The organism is Microbacterium sp. MTN4-26 (assembly GCF_042846595.1).
GTDB lineage: Bacteria > Actinomycetota > Actinomycetes > Actinomycetales > Microbacteriaceae > Microbacterium > Microbacterium luteum.
Genome location: NZ_BTGO01000011.1, coordinates 1 through 13,668 on the forward strand (window position 1 = coordinate 1; position 13,668 = coordinate 13,668).

Below are 13,668 nucleotides of genomic sequence, written 5' to 3' on the forward strand. Positions count from 1 at the left end.
TTGGAATCCGGGTTCGCAACGCCCGAGACCTTCACACGCGCGTTCGTGCAGCGGTTCGAGATCAGTCCATCGGAGTATCGGAGGATGCTGCGCGCGTACCGCGAGCACGCGGACCTGGCGCAGCAGAGCACGACGTTTGCGGGCTTCGCAGAAGAGACGCCGCTGACACTCCGTTATGACCTCGATGCCGTCCCGGTACGGGTTGAGAGCACCCCCGAGCGGCACCTGCTCGTCCTCCGTCATCGCGGGTACAACGGCCTCGGCATCGGGCACCCATCGGTCGAGCCGTGGCAGCAGCTGAGGGCCTTCGCGATAGAGCACGGCATCGCCCACTCCTCCGACCTCCTCGTGGGCATCACCCCAGATGACCCTTACGTGGTGGACAACGAGCAGATCCGCTTCGACGCTGGCATCCCCATTGCCGCACCGATAGATCCACCCCACCCCTTCACCTACCGCCAGATGCCGGCGCAGGTGTGCGTCGCGCATCGGCACACCGGCGGTGCAGAGCAGATCGCGAAGACCTTCGCGGCTATCGGGGTGCAATGGATGCCCTCAGAAGGGTGGCGGTTGCGCTGCGCACCGCCCTTCGAGATCCATCACGTCGACCAGCGCGCGAACGACGCCGTTCGCGTCAGCTGGACAGACGCCTATGTGCCTCTTGATCACCACCCCGACCATCACCCAGGAGAAGGCCCATGATCGCTTTCGAGTTCACCGAGCACATCGACAGATCGCAACAGGAAGTGTTCGCAGTGCTGGCAGATCCCACAAGGGCGGTCGACTACGTCGACGGTGTCGTGAAGAGCGTGAAGGTGACGGATGGCCCGCTCGCTGTGGGGTCCGTCATCGAGGAGACGCGCCGAGTGAAGAGCAAGGAGGCGACGGGGCAGCTGCAGATCGTGGCTCTCGAGCCGCCCACCGCTTTTGCGGTCGCCAGCGAGGCGGAGGGCATCACCGCGACCTACGTCTACCGGCTGCACCCGGCCGGCACCGGCACGCGGATCGAGTGGACGTGCGAGCTCGCCGCCGGCGGACTGCGGCGGATGATGCTGCCCCTGGTGGCCGCGATCACAAAGAAGGAGGACGGCGACCATCTGGCCCGACTCAAGGCATACATCGAATCGCAGCGAGCAACGGAGACCGCCTCGTGATGCCTTCCGACACCAGCGTCGACGAGGCGCTGGACCGGGCAACCGGGCCACGACGCGGCGAGGTAACCGAACTCCTCGAGCTCTTCGAGCACGTTGCACAGCGCCCGCCGGTGGTGTGGGCGGAACGGATTGTCGGGTTCGGCCAATACGGCTACGCGTACGACAGCGGGCGAGAGGGTATCGCGCCTGAGATCGCCTTCGCTTCCGGGTCCAAGCACACGCTTTACCTGGTCGAGGGGTTTGCCGAGCGGTGGCCCGACCTGCTCGAGCGGCTCGGTCCACACCGCACCAGTAGCGCGTGCCTCTACCTCCCCCGATTGTCGGGGGTGGACCAAGATGCGCTGCGGGAACTACTCGATCGCTCCCTCGCCGTCATTCGAGACGTGCACGGCGACGGCAAATGAGCATGGCGTCTCTCGTCCAAGTAGCCCAGCGCGTGGTCGATCTGGAACGCGCCACAGCCTTCTATTCCGCACTGCTCGGCTCCGCCCCTGTGGCCCGATTCGATCCGCCCGGTTTGGTGTTCTTCGATCTCGACGGCGTCCGTTTGCTACTCGAGAGCGCGGCACCGTCAGCGCTGCTCTACCTCCGCGTCGATGATCTGGAGTTAGCCGTCGACCGAGCCGGCGAGGTCGAAATCGTATCCCCGGGGCGGCCGATCTTCACTCACACCAGAGATGCGCTCGGACCAGCAGGGCGAGAAGAATGGCAAGCATTCATTCGCGACCCCGAAGGAAATCTCGTAGGTCTAGTGGCGTTCAGAGATCCAGCGGAAATCAAGTACTGACGGCTTCGACGAAGCTGGCCGCAGCCGTCGTGGACAACTCAGCACAGAATCTGGCCGCACTCCGGTGGACATCTTCGGTGGGAGATCCCGGCTCTGTGGCTGGCACCGCGGACAACTCTGAGCGGTTCCTACAGCAGCTGTAGGTTCTCGGCGAAGATGGCGGATTCTCAGATGAAGTGGCGGACAAATGGCGGATCCGCCATGTTCCTGAGAACGCTGCATGTAGTCGGACGTGAGGGCGCCGAGTATGCGGGACGAGAGACGGCGACTCTTCCGCAAGATGTCCGAGGTCGGCCGTACGCTGAATCAGCGCCCGCACCCGGGCCGCTGGGGAGAGGTGCTCCATGACGGTTCTCGAGTCTTTCGCTACCCTGCAGTCGGTTGTCGACGCGGATGTGAAGGTCGTGCAGATTGCCCGTGACCGTCGCGACACCTTCACGTCCGCGTTGCTGACCGCGCCGGATGTGAAGGTGGTGTGGGGGTCGGGTTCGCTCGCCCGCAGCACCCAGCTGCAGCCGGTGCATGATGTGGATCTCGTGGTCGAGTTCGATCAGGACGAGCACCCGGACTGGGGCGAGGACGGGGGCTCTGCCGAAGAGGCGATCGAGCGTTGCCATGATCTGGTGAACGATCTCCTCTCCGTGTCCCACGGATCGCGCGCGCAGCTGGTGCGCCTGATCCGCACCGCCGACCGCAATCGCGCCGCGAAGTGTTTCGTCGATCCGCCGGAGCAGGACAACGCGTTCACTGTCGATGTGATGCCAGCGTTGCGACGTCCGGACGGGATCCTGATCCCGTTCAAGAAGGAGGAGCGCTGGTCGCTCGCAGACCCTGAGTACCTCATCAACGAGGTCGCACGGCGGCAGCAGGACTGGTCGTTGTTTCGCCCGCTGGTCCGGGTCCTCAAGTACTGGTCGCGTCAGCATGAAGATGTGACCGGCACGGTCAAGTCGCTCGTGATGGAGGTTCTCGCGTTGGACTGCCTGTCGGTGAGCAACAACCGACCCGAGGCGTTGAAGAACTTCTTCGTCAACGCCTCGACGCACTCCTTGCGCGTTGAAGATCCCGCGGAGCTCTCCGGGTTGATCCAGCCGAGTCTGGACGTGGCCGGTCTGCGCAGGTCCCTAGAGGATGCAGCAGCTGACGCCGTCGCGGCGCTTCGGGCCGTCGCCTCCAATGATCAGCCGGCCGCGACACGTCACTGGCAGTCCGTCTTCGGGACTGCGTTCCCGCTCGTACTGCCTCCCGGTGGAGCGGGAGAGACTGGGCCGCGTCCGGTTCGCGATTCCCCGCAGGGCTGACCTTGATCCTCCGCAGCTGGTGGGAGGATGACCCGGGTCGTCTCGCGCAGGAGATCGACGACATCGGTTCGGTGGCCCCCGCCCTCGAGTGGACGCCCGAAGGTGCCGGTCACTTCAGCGGCGCACTCCCGGTATGGCCATTCACACGACCCGAACCAGCCGGGCTGTCAAACCTCGTCGACCAGCCGCTGCGCGCGCGGGTCGCGTACGGGCACGGCTTCCCCGCGGTCCCACCAATCCTCTACCCTTTGGAACCGCAGCCCGACGTCACCCTGCGAAGCTTCACCCAGTACCACGTGCTCCCCAATGGCGGCCTCTGCCTGCTCCGTGATGCCGACCAGTGGGACCTCTTCTCGCGGACCAGCGATCTGATCCTGAAAGCGTCGGGATGGATGATCGAGTTCGCCCTGTTTCAGCGCGGCAAGATCCCGAACATGACAGTCAACGGCATCGTCACCGACGAGCAACTCGATCACTTGATCACCGCGACCGCGGAAGAGACAGCGTGACCGAGCACAGCGCATGAGTGGCGAGAACTGGCTGGTGCTGTTGCCCACCGAAGCGATGGAGGTCATCGACAAGTCGTACGCGTGGGGCAATCTCACCTGCCGTCTGTCCGCACCGGACAAGGCCGCCATAGTCGTCGCCCTCTCGAACGAAGACTCGGACCTCGTCCATCTCACGGAGGATCCCGACCACTTCCTCACGGTCGCCGACTTCAATCGCGTCGGCCACTGGTACCGAGTGCCGGCGGACGCCGCGTTTTGCGCGTACCTTCTCACCCACCAACACGCGACAATGCCCTTCGACGCCTTCCAGACCCTCGTCCCGCAGGCGATCGCACCGCTTCCCGGCCAATGGCACATCGCCGTGACCTTCTGTCCCGACCCTCCGGAGATCCGCGATGGGGAACGGCTTCCGGCCTGGTCGGCGTGGACGATCTCGAACGACACCGTCCGCCCCATTTCTTTGGACATCCAGGACGGAACCCAGCATGTGACCGCCCTTGGAAGCCTCTGGCCAACCAGCCTCCTCTCGACCTCGCGGGCGCTCCTGCTAGGCGCCGGCAGCATCGGAGGAGCCGCAGCCGAAGCACTCGCAAGCTACGGAGTTGGCCACATCGACCTGGTCGATCCTGACAAGATCCTCTTCCACAACGTTCCCCGGCACGTCCTCGCTGCCGCGAGCGTTGGAATGTCCAAAGTGGATGGATTAAAGGCATCCCTGAACAGGCAGTGGCCGGAAAGCAACATCAGCCCATGGCCCATCGACCTCACCGCCAACGCCAACATCACCCGACCCCTGATTGACGCCGCCGACATCATCATCTGCACCGTCGACGGAGTCGAACCCCGACGCGTCGCAAACTACCTTGCACGCCGTGCGGGCAAACCGATTGTGTTCGCCTGCGTCCTCGCCGACGGCAGATACGGAGAGATTCTGCGCATCCGTGCACTGCCCGAGGTCGGATGCCTCGACTGTCAGCGTCGATACATGCGCGACAACGGAATGATCGATCCCGAACCGAGCCTGGACCGAGGCTACGGGGACGGCACCCGACACAACCCGATGACCGCAATAGGTGGAGACCTTCACCTCGTTGGGAGCATCGCAGCGAAAGTCGCCGTCGCGACTCTCTTGCAAAACGCCGGTGAAGTCGATCAGACCCTCACCGATGACAACCTCGTCATCGCCCTCCGCCCATCACCCGGCTACGCCGCCCCCTTCGATGCGCGACGAGCACTCCACCCGCACTGGTCCTCCGCGACGCCCCCTTACCCGGACTGCCCCGCATGCCATCGCCACCCGTGAGCTGGACCGTCGGTATCACCCAGGGTGCGCTCACATCGATCAGAACGATCATCGCGAGAAGCGACCCCACGCTCGAAACCGGCGGTGCACTCTTCGGACACGAAAACGCCCTCGTCATTACATCCGCCTCCGCACCCGGTCCGAACGCCGTCCACCAACCCGGCTACTTCCTCCGTGACCTCGAATACACCCAACTCGCCGCGGACCGCGCCCACAAGGTCGACCGCTCACAATGGATCGGAGAATGGCACACCCATCCCAACGGTCCGCCAGAACCCAGCCCGCTGGATCTCAACACCTACATCTCCCACCTCGTCGACTTGGAACTTCGCTTCCATCGATTCATCGCGCTTATTGGGTCACCGAATCCCCGCCCGCACCTGAGCGTATGGGTGCTCGCGCAATCGCCAGACGGCATCGAACTCCACCGTGCCGCGCTCGCACTCACAGCAACCGATCAGGGCTCGCGGAACCAGATGCCACCCGGCGAAGCCACTGAAGTCCAACATCGAAGTTGAGGTTTCACCAGTACCGGCCGCTGCCCACATCATTGCTGACCGCTATGCGCGACGGGTAGAACTACGTCGTGGACCTACACAAAGCGCGTGGCGTCCGAACACGAACATTCGACACCATCCCCGCGGGCGATCTCCCAGCCGCGTCCATTGAAAGCGAGACCACCCATGTCCGAACCGTTCGACCTTGCCAAGGCATATACGGCGAAGCAGGACCACATGCTCACAGGGCTGGGGCTCATGCCGCAGTTCACAGATCATCCCGGCACCAAGGGTGACGCCACCGAGGAGCAATGGGTCAGCGTGCTCCGGGAGTTTCTTCCCCAGCGATACGGGGTCGGGCCAATCTTCGCAATCGACTCCCTCGGGCAACAGAGCGGACAGATCGACATTGCGATCTTCGATCGACAGTACTCGCCCCTTTTTTTCGAGCAGGGCGACGTCCGCTTCGTGCCGGTCGAGAGCTTGTACGCCGTTTGTGAGGTGAAGCCCAGAATGAACAAGGAGAACCTCGACTACGCCCGGGACAAGGTCGCCAGCGTTCGCCGACTTCACCGCACCTCAGCGGAGATCCGGCATGCAGGCGGTACGTATCCAGCTCAGGATCCGGAAGCCAAGCCGATCCTGGGTGTCTTTCTCAGCACGGATCTTGATTGGGGAGATATCCGCGGTGCTGCAGCTGTGGGCTCGATCACCGAGCCTCAGCCCACGGGGCTCGATCTCGGCATTGCTGTCCGAGGAGGCGCCTTCGATCAGACTGACGGGGTCGCGTACTCCCCAGGAGGACAGGAACTGATCTGGTTCGCGACGCGTCTGTATCGCGCACTTTCCCGGCTGGGAACAGCTCTAGCAATCGATCTGGATGCCTATTACGTTCCGCTGCAGTCCCCAGGCAGTTAGGAAGCCGTGCGCTCGGCCGATGCGGCTTCCCGGTCGGCGGCGTAGCGTCGCGCGGCTTCCCACCAGTAGTTGTCACGGATCCGGTAGAGCAGGGTCCGCTCTCCGGGCACGCGTCCGACGAACTCAAGGAAGTGTGCGTCGCGGAGCTTGTGGATCAGTGGGTGGACGATGCTCCCCAACAGTCCAGTCGCTTCGACGATCTGCTTGGGAGAGAAGGTGTCGCCTTCGAGGGCGGCGATCTCTATGACGACAGCGTTCATGTAGCTGTTGCCGAAGAACAGCCGCGACTCCGCTGGTGCGATCGGCTCCACTATCGTCATGCCCCGAGTTTCGCATACGTCACCGACGTCCGGCACGTGCGCGAGGTGATTCCGAGGCGACTTCCTTCCCGGTGTTGTCTATCTGACGTACACAACTTGATTCTGGTCGTTTCGAGAGTACAGTGAATGTGACATTCACTAGAACGTACGTCACGTAGTACGTAATTGACCGATTCGCAAGAGCAACTCGGTATGACGTGTGTTACGTATTCGTGGTGGTTTCGTGCATGGATGCACGCGTGTGTGGGCGCCCATGATGGCGACATGTTCACAAACCGCCGGACCGCAGGGGCTGGTTCGTTTCCGTTGTCGTACCAGGGAGCGTCGGGGCTGTGACCGGGCTGGCGTCGACGGTTCAGATTCGCAGGTCAGACGATCACGTCGATGTCATCGCCTTGAATGATGTTCGTCTTCGTCAGTTCGATACCGCGGTGCCGTGGCGGGAGTTTCGTTGGTACCGCAAGCAGCGACACTTCTCCGGCTCGTACTGGTCGGCGACGATGGAGGCCCCGGTGGGGTACGAGTCGCGGTTGGAGTATGTGAACCTGCTGCTGGCCGACTTCGACCCGCGGGTGGTGTGGATCCTCTCGCAGCCGTTTCTGCTCGACGGCGATGATCGCGGCACGCGCCGCAAGCACGTCCCGGATTACCTGTTCGTCCACGCCGATGAGTCGGGGTGCGTGGTTGATGTGAAGCCGGCTGAGAAGTTGTCACGCCCGAAAGTGCGCGATTCTCTGGGATGGTCGCGGCGCGTGATCGAGGGGCACGGCTGGGAGTACCGGGTGCAATCCGAGCCCGATCCTGTCGTGCTGGCGAACGTGCGGTTCCTCGCCGGGTATAGGCGGCGCTTCCAGTTCCTCGAGTCCGAAGTCGATGGCGCAGCAGAGTTGCTATCCACTCCGGTCACATTCGGCGAAGCGGTGCGAGCTGTCACGGCGATCACTGCCGATCCGCGATTGGCTCGGTCCGTTGTGTTGCACCTGATGTGGACGCGGCGCCTGCACACGGACCTCACCCGCGTGCTCGACATCACCAGCCTCCTGGAGACATGAGTGTCGAGCGCGACGATCCACACACCCGCAGATCAACGAGAAGGGAAACGCGTCCGATGAAGAACACCTGGAAGGTCAGCCCGGGGGCCCAGATTGCCTACGACGGAAAGATGTGCACGGTCGCGGAGATCGGTGATGGCGCCGTCATCGTCCGCACCGCGGATGGGCGCACTCGCCGTCTCCGCATGATCGATGTGCTGCAACCGGAGTCGGAAGGCGGCAGAGTGCACGTGCCAGGCAGGGTGGGCGACGACGAGCAGACGCAACCTTTGATGCTTGTCTGGTCGGACGCAACCCAGTCCGCTCAGGCGGGTGCTCACCATCGGGCGGATCACGTCCGTGAGGTGCTCACGGGATACCGGTCGGGCAGTCGTGAGGTCGCCCGAGAGGGCGAGCCACGACTGGAGTACCACCCGCAACGGCCGCTCCGAGAGCGACAGAAGGCCAAGGCCAAAGAGCTCGACATAGGCCTACGGACCCTGGAGCGATGGGTCTCCCGGTATCGAGACACCGGGGAAGCGGGTCTCATCGATACCCGGATGTCACGGACGGGTGCGGCACTGACAAACTTCGACCCGCGGTGGGTTGACGCCGCGCGAACGATACTCGATGAGCAGGACGATCAGTCCAAGGTGCAGAAGAAGATCATCCTCGCCCGGATCCGCGCACGCATCGAGAGACTTCACGGCCCCGACGTCGTCACATTCCCGTCCACCGCCAGCGCATACCGGGGCTTGGACGAGCTCACCCGCGGACGAGGCACTTTCGCGGGTTCCACGAAGGCAAAGAGATCGATCGCGAACCGGCCCGCCGCTCCCTACGGACGGTTGACCGCGTCACGTCCCGGTGAGTTCGTACTTCTTGACACCACCCCACTGAATGTGTTCGCCGTCGCTCCGGTGACGGGCAAGTGGGTCTGCGCGGACCTCACGGTCGCGATCGATCTCTACTCACGGTGCATTCTCGGGCTGCGCTTGACGCCAGGATCGACCAAGTCCATCGACGTGTCCGGTGTTCTCGTCGAAGCGATGCTGCCGTTCGACCTACCGGGCAGTTGGGATACCGCCGCTCGTGTCCCGTATCACGGCGTGCCTGACACGGTGCTCGTCGACCCCACCCGAACCGATGTCGCCCGTTTCACACGCGCCGGCATCTTGCCCGAGACGATCGTCGTGGACCACGGTCGCCCTTTCCTCTCCGAGCATGTCACCACCGCGTGCGCCCGACTGGGCATATCAATCCAGCCAGCCCGTATCTACCAGCCCACCGACAAGAGCCCGGTGGAGCGCTTCTTTCGCACTCTCGACTCTCTCCTGCAGGAGCTCCCCGGCTACAAGGGTGCGGACGTGTCGGGTCGTGGGGACGATGTTGAGGGTGAGGCGGTGTATACGGTTCCGCAGTTGGAGCAGATCATCCGCGAGTGGATCGCGACGGTCTATCACCTCCGCCCGCATGAGTCGCTCGCCGATCCCAGCCTCCCGGGTGTGAAGTTGAGTCCGGCGCAGAAGTATGACCAGGGGCTCGCTGTCGCGGGTTCGCTGCGGATGCCGACGGACCGGAATGTGCTGTTGGAGCTGCTGCCGGTGGTGAAGCGTCAGTTCAACCACTATGGGGTGGAGATTCACAATCTTCGCTACACGGGGGATTCGGTGGCGAAGTACCGCAACCGGGCCCGGTCGATCCACCGGGACACGGGCACGGAGTGGCCGTTCGTGGTGAACCCGGACGACCTGACGAAGATCTACTTCCACGACCCGGAGGATCACACCTGGCACACCCTGGAGTGGGAGCACAAGGACGCGTTCGACACCCCGTTCAGTTTGGACGCGTTGGAGTATGCGAAGAAGATTGCGATCCGGCAGGGCCGCCCCTCGCAGGTCGATGATGTTGCCGCGCAGTTGCTCGAGGACTGGGGCGCGGGCCGAGGGTTGACACCGTCGGAGCGGCGGATGAGCGCCCGGATGGCGGCCCGCCTGGATGAGAAGAACCCCGATCCGGAAGGGGTGTGGTCGTTGCGGACGGTGCAACGGATGCTGGACGCAGAACTCACGGCCGGGTCGGACCTGGCGACGGAGCTGACCGGCGGGGTGAGGGATCCGAGGACACGGGTCGATGTGCCGGAGACCGGAGATGATGACGACGAGGACGACATCGACGAGCCCACCATCCGTGGCGACTACCGCTTCGAGCCGATGGAGATGCTCCGATGACAACCACCCAGCCCCAGCCGCAGGCGGGAGCACGGCAGCGGAGCCTGTCCACCTACGAGGGGTGGAACGACTTCGCAGAACGCCCAGCCCGGACCCGTCCGGACACCCTCACGCTGAAGCGGCTGGCGGCGCTATCCACGCAGGAGCGTGTCGGGTATGACTTGGCGCGGCGTCAGTGGCACGCGAACATCCTGCTGCGCACCCGACAGGTGCAGGAGATCGAGTTGCAACTCGGCGACATCCTGGACTCGAACCTGCAAGACGCCGACCGGGTGAAGTCAGCGGCGGCGATCGACGCGCCGCCGGCGCTCGGGAAGTCCACGGTGGTGAACAACTTCGGTCGAGTGTTCCACCAGCAGCGGATCGCGGAGGCCGGGGAGTGGCTGGATCAGGACCGGGACGTGCGGCACCTGCCGGTGTGTCATGTGACGTTGACGGGCCGGCCGACGATCAAGGGTCTGCACATGATGATCCTCGGGTTCTACGCCCACCCCGCCACCGCCGGGATCCTGCACCGCTCGATGGCGGGTAGAGATCTTGCCCGGGCAGCCGCGGAGTGCATCGAACGCCACGACACGCGCCTGGTGATCGTTGATGATCTCCACTTCCTGCGGATGAATACCCGTGACGGGGTAGAGGTCGCGAACCAGTTGAAGTGGCTCTCGAATGAATACAACGCCACGTTCCTGTTCGCCGGTGTCGCCCTCCGCAAGCGGGGACTCGTCGGGGAGGGCCAGACCGGCGAAGGCGCAGCAATGGCGCAGACCTTCCGACGGTGGACAGTCCTCAGCCTGGAACCTTTCACCCTCGCCCACAAACGCGGCCGCGATGAATGGGACCGGCTGCTGTTCGGCATCGACCAGGCCCTCGTGCTGACCGACGGGAGAGACGGGATGCTCGTCGACCTCTCGCGGTACCTGTTCGCCCGCACGACCGGGAACATCGGGTCGCTGATGGACCTGATCCGCCGCGGCGCATCGCGCGCAATCCGCACCGGCAGGGAACGCATCGATCGGGAGCTGCTCGATGATATTCGCATCGACGAGGGCGCCGAGACGGAACGTCGTGAGCTGGAGGCGAAGCTGGAACGGCAGCTTCGAAGCCAGAGAGCGGGCCGCCGCCGAAAGACCCAGGGTGGCGAGGTGGCAGCCGCATGACCGGCAAGGCCGCGACGCGTTCCGACGAGGTGCGGGTGCTGCCGTTTCGGGTGCGGCCACTGCCGGATGAGCCGTTCGATTCCTGGCTGGAGAAGATGGCGGCCACCTATGGGGCGACGATGAACGAGATGGCATGCGCGCTCGGTCTCATCGAGCAGGAGAAGGGTTTGGCTGTATCGGCGACCGCGTGGATGGCGGACAAGTGGGCCACAACCCTCACCGAGGAGCAGGCTGCCCGGCTTGAGGCTTCCACGGGCATCCCTGCCGATCAGTTTCACGAGATGACGAGGATGCGCTTCGCCCGTCACGCGATCCGCTATACCCGGCAGGGTCGGATCAGCGCGCAATGCCCGGCTGCAGGGACCGCGGGACGATACTGCCCGGAATGCCTGGTCGATTCGGGTGGACGGTGGCGGATGTCGTGGCAGTTCCCGTTCGGGTTCGCCTGTGCCCGCCACCGCCGCCTTCTCGTGGATCGGTGCCAGACCTGTGATCTTCCTGCCCGACACCGCGCTCACCCGCTCGCACTTGTTCCCGTTCCCGGGCGTTGCCACAATCCCGTGCGGGGTCCGGGGAGGGGTCCGCAGGCCAACCGGTGTCGCGCGGACCTCACCGAGGACCGGACCCGCACGCCGGTGCCGCAGGCGGTGCTGGATGCGCAACGGGCGATGATGCGCATCGTCTCCACCGGTCAGGCGCAGTTCGGGATCTATGCTGATGCACCGCAGCCGGCCGTGCCTGTGTTGGAAGACATTCGGCTACTGTCCCGCACCGCGCGGGACGCAATCGTCGGCGGTCACAGCATCGACGCGAGCCCGCTGGGCCGGGAGCTCATTGGGCTGTTCGAGATGAGCGAGGACTGGACGAGGGCGATCCGGGCGCGACCAGACTCTGCCGTCGGGGCCGCTGTCGGCACCACCCTCGGTCACCGCGCACTGACCAATCCGGCCGCGATCATCTCCCTGCTGCAGGGGCGGCTGGCGCACAGCACGTCGTACACCGCGCACACACCACAACTACAGACCCTGATCGCGGCCGCGCTGGGTCGCCGCCGCCGCCCCACCGTGTTTCTGCAGTCCGCACCGCCGTCGGGCGTCAGCCCGGAAGAGCGAGCACGGAAAGTGCCGGCACAGTTGTGGGGGGACTGGATCGCCCAGTACGCCCCACTGCGGGTCGACAACGAGATCGCCGCGTCCGCGCTGGCAGCAGCGGTCGTGTTTACCGGCACGAGGCTCACACACTCCGCCGCGCTCGCGCTGCTCGATCCGCACGCACCGTCACGGCAGGTGACGCACGTGATGCGTGAGCTGGGCCGCAGCACTCACCACGTGACGACCCTGCACGCGGTCCTCCGCCTGGCAGCTCTATTGGACACGCAAGACGTGCCCATCGACTACGCCCGCCGCCGCCACCTCGACTACACCGATCTCCTGCCCGAATCACAGTGGGGGCAGCTCTGCCGGGACGCGGGCGTGTCCCCAGGGAGCGGACGACGCTGGGAGTTGGCGCGCGCAGCCCTGTACCAAGAACTCTCCGGGAACCCGCTGCGTGCGATGCCTACGGCGTGGCACACGACCAGGGCGAGCCCGCCCGCCGTAGCCCGCTTCGTAGAGGAGCTCCCGCCGGCGGTGCGGGCGGCGCTCGATCAGATCGCCGCAGAGTTCCTCGTCGCCAACGGCATTCAGGAGCCCGTCACCTGGACACCCGAACCCACCCCTCAGCTCCCGGAAGTCGGACCCCAGATCGCGCCGTCGTGGCCGCCCATCCGGCCGGCACGAGCGACAGCGACAGAAGCCATGCCACCAGACCGGCTGACGCAGGTGTACGCGGCGGGAGCTTCCACCTACACGATCGCCGCAGACACGAGGGTGTCTCGGCAGACAGTGGGTCGCATTCTCGCCGACGCGGGCACCCGGACTCGAAGGGGACGACCCCGCACCTTCGACCTCGACCCCCGTTGGCTCCGCGATCACTATGAAACGAAGCACTGGACCATCGCACAGATCGCGCAGCTCGCCGGCTGTAGCGAGATGACCATCAACCGGCATTTGCATAGCGCCGGCATCCCGGTCCGCCCACGCGGGGCGCGCATCAACGGGTCTACCTCGGACGCAGGCAGGCAACGATCTGACCCGCCCGCCCCGCGGGGCCCATCACAGGCTCACGGACTCCGTCGCAGCACTCCCGTCGAGCCATCGACGAATACTCGAATTCCAGACACGCGAAGGACGTCGGCATGACGCAGAAGAAACGAACTTCCAGTCGGCTGCGGCACGACGCGCGGGAACGCGTGAAGGTGACAGGAGAGAAGTACACCACGGCGCTGAAGGCAGTCATGGATGCGGGTTCATCCAGCAGCCGAGCTGGAGGACGAGATCAGGGCGAGGAGCCTGCGGGTCCCGCCGACACGCAACGCGCACCCGACGACACCCGTGACCGGAGCTGAGTCCGGGGTGGGAT

At 64.8% G+C, this 13,668-nt stretch carries 15 protein-coding genes; 14 read left to right on the plus strand and 1 reads right to left on the minus strand.

Going from position 1 to position 13,668, the window contains the following annotated elements; genetic code table 11:
• Nucleotides 1-84 precede the first annotated feature (84 nt).
• From ACGG9C_RS10560 to ACGG9C_RS10600, 9 genes are all read left to right on the plus strand, one after another.
• Entirely contained in the window at nucleotides 85-702 is a 618-nt protein-coding gene (locus tag ACGG9C_RS10560; protein WP_228164526.1) for a GyrI-like domain-containing protein, read from the plus strand.
• Nucleotides 699-1,154, plus strand: a complete 456-nt coding sequence (locus tag ACGG9C_RS10565; protein ID WP_054687628.1) for an SRPBCC family protein — start codon at nucleotides 699-701, stop codon at nucleotides 1,152-1,154. Before ACGG9C_RS10560 ends, ACGG9C_RS10565 begins: the two co-directional genes overlap by 4 nt.
• A complete protein-coding gene (locus tag ACGG9C_RS10570; protein ID WP_062637438.1) occupies nucleotides 1,154-1,558 on the plus strand; it encodes a DUF1801 domain-containing protein in 405 nt (134 codons plus the stop codon). Before ACGG9C_RS10565 ends, ACGG9C_RS10570 begins: the two co-directional genes overlap by 1 nt.
• 2 nt (nucleotides 1,559-1,560) lie before the next feature.
• Nucleotides 1,561-1,941, plus strand: coding sequence for a VOC family protein (locus ACGG9C_RS10575; RefSeq protein WP_085603663.1), 381 nt, complete (start codon nucleotides 1,561-1,563; stop codon nucleotides 1,939-1,941).
• Nucleotides 1,942-2,285: 344 nt separating this feature from the next.
• The gene (locus ACGG9C_RS10580) at nucleotides 2,286-3,242 is read left to right on the plus strand and encodes a hypothetical protein (RefSeq protein WP_005054599.1); all 957 of its coding nucleotides are present in this window, start codon (nucleotides 2,286-2,288) and stop codon (nucleotides 3,240-3,242) included.
• A gap of 2 nt (nucleotides 3,243-3,244) precedes the next feature.
• The gene (locus tag ACGG9C_RS10585) at nucleotides 3,245-3,751 is read left to right on the plus strand and encodes a hypothetical protein (protein WP_005054597.1); all 507 of its coding nucleotides are present in this window, start codon (nucleotides 3,245-3,247) and stop codon (nucleotides 3,749-3,751) included.
• Between the two features lie 13 nt (nucleotides 3,752-3,764).
• The gene (locus ACGG9C_RS10590; RefSeq protein ID WP_005054595.1) at nucleotides 3,765-5,054 is read left to right on the plus strand and encodes a ThiF family adenylyltransferase; all 1,290 of its coding nucleotides are present in this window, start codon (nucleotides 3,765-3,767) and stop codon (nucleotides 5,052-5,054) included.
• Nucleotides 5,051-5,572 carry a Mov34/MPN/PAD-1 family protein gene (locus ACGG9C_RS10595; protein WP_052323164.1) on the plus strand — a complete coding sequence of 174 codons (522 nt, stop codon included), beginning with the start codon at nucleotides 5,051-5,053 and terminating at the stop codon, nucleotides 5,570-5,572. The genes ACGG9C_RS10590 and ACGG9C_RS10595 overlap by 4 nt, the downstream gene beginning before the upstream one ends.
• Nucleotides 5,573-5,737: 165 nt before the next feature.
• Entirely contained in the window at nucleotides 5,738-6,469 is a 732-nt protein-coding gene (locus ACGG9C_RS10600; RefSeq protein ID WP_005054591.1) for a DUF6602 domain-containing protein, read from the plus strand.
• Here ACGG9C_RS10600 and ACGG9C_RS10605 read toward each other — a convergent pair.
• A complete protein-coding gene (locus tag ACGG9C_RS10605) occupies nucleotides 6,466-6,789 on the minus strand; it encodes a hypothetical protein (protein ID WP_005054589.1) in 324 nt (107 codons plus the stop codon). The genes ACGG9C_RS10600 and ACGG9C_RS10605 overlap by 4 nt on opposite strands.
• Before the next feature lie 332 nt (nucleotides 6,790-7,121).
• On the opposite strand from ACGG9C_RS10605, the gene ACGG9C_RS10610 reads away from it, so the two are divergent.
• The 5 genes from ACGG9C_RS10610 (at nucleotide 7,122) to ACGG9C_RS10630 (ending at nucleotide 13,654) form a co-directional block, all read left to right on the plus strand.
• Nucleotides 7,122-7,841 (plus strand): TnsA-like heteromeric transposase endonuclease subunit, encoded by a 720-nt coding sequence (locus ACGG9C_RS10610; protein WP_005055286.1) that lies wholly within the window; start codon nucleotides 7,122-7,124, stop codon nucleotides 7,839-7,841.
• Between the two features lie 1,028 nt (nucleotides 7,842-8,869).
• The gene (locus tag ACGG9C_RS10615; RefSeq protein ID WP_390178641.1) at nucleotides 8,870-10,051 is read left to right on the plus strand and encodes a hypothetical protein; all 1,182 of its coding nucleotides are present in this window, start codon (nucleotides 8,870-8,872) and stop codon (nucleotides 10,049-10,051) included.
• Complete coding sequence (locus ACGG9C_RS10620) at nucleotides 10,048-11,208, plus strand: TniB family NTP-binding protein (RefSeq protein ID WP_005055282.1); 1,161 nt, start codon at nucleotides 10,048-10,050, stop codon at nucleotides 11,206-11,208. Before ACGG9C_RS10615 ends, ACGG9C_RS10620 begins: the two co-directional genes overlap by 4 nt.
• Nucleotides 11,205-13,448, plus strand: a complete 2,244-nt coding sequence (locus ACGG9C_RS10625) for a TniQ family protein (protein ID WP_101305218.1) — start codon at nucleotides 11,205-11,207, stop codon at nucleotides 13,446-13,448. The genes ACGG9C_RS10620 and ACGG9C_RS10625 overlap by 4 nt, the downstream gene beginning before the upstream one ends.
• Nucleotides 13,445-13,654, plus strand: coding sequence for a hypothetical protein (locus tag ACGG9C_RS10630; RefSeq protein WP_133177970.1), 210 nt, complete (start codon nucleotides 13,445-13,447; stop codon nucleotides 13,652-13,654). The genes ACGG9C_RS10625 and ACGG9C_RS10630 overlap by 4 nt, the downstream gene beginning before the upstream one ends.
• Nucleotides 13,655-13,668 lie beyond the last annotated feature (14 nt).

What these genes read in the sequence shown, in the direction of transcription:
- ACGG9C_RS10560 (WP_228164526.1), top strand. Translation starts at nt 85, where the DNA reads ATGCTGCGCGCGTACCGCGAGCACGCGGACCTGGCGCAGCAGAGCACG.
- ACGG9C_RS10565 (WP_054687628.1), top strand. Translation starts at nt 699, where the DNA reads ATGATCGCTTTCGAGTTCACCGAGCACATCGACAGATCGCAACAGGAA.
- ACGG9C_RS10570 (WP_062637438.1), top strand. Translation starts at nt 1,154, where the DNA reads ATGCCTTCCGACACCAGCGTCGACGAGGCGCTGGACCGGGCAACCGGG.
- ACGG9C_RS10575 (WP_085603663.1), top strand. Translation starts at nt 1,561, where the DNA reads ATGGCGTCTCTCGTCCAAGTAGCCCAGCGCGTGGTCGATCTGGAACGC.
- ACGG9C_RS10580 (WP_005054599.1), top strand. Translation starts at nt 2,286, where the DNA reads ATGACGGTTCTCGAGTCTTTCGCTACCCTGCAGTCGGTTGTCGACGCG.
- ACGG9C_RS10590 (WP_005054595.1), top strand. Translation starts at nt 3,765, where the DNA reads ATGAGTGGCGAGAACTGGCTGGTGCTGTTGCCCACCGAAGCGATGGAG.
- ACGG9C_RS10600 (WP_005054591.1), top strand. Translation starts at nt 5,738, where the DNA reads ATGTCCGAACCGTTCGACCTTGCCAAGGCATATACGGCGAAGCAGGAC.
- ACGG9C_RS10605 (WP_005054589.1), bottom strand. Translation starts at nt 6,789, where the DNA reads ATGACGATAGTGGAGCCGATCGCACCAGCGGAGTCGCGGCTGTTCTTC.
- ACGG9C_RS10615 (WP_390178641.1), top strand. Translation starts at nt 8,870, where the DNA reads ATGCTGCCGTTCGACCTACCGGGCAGTTGGGATACCGCCGCTCGTGTC.
- ACGG9C_RS10620 (WP_005055282.1), top strand. Translation starts at nt 10,048, where the DNA reads ATGACAACCACCCAGCCCCAGCCGCAGGCGGGAGCACGGCAGCGGAGC.
- ACGG9C_RS10625 (WP_101305218.1), top strand. Translation starts at nt 11,205, where the DNA reads ATGACCGGCAAGGCCGCGACGCGTTCCGACGAGGTGCGGGTGCTGCCG.
- ACGG9C_RS10630 (WP_133177970.1), top strand. Translation starts at nt 13,445, where the DNA reads ATGACGCAGAAGAAACGAACTTCCAGTCGGCTGCGGCACGACGCGCGG.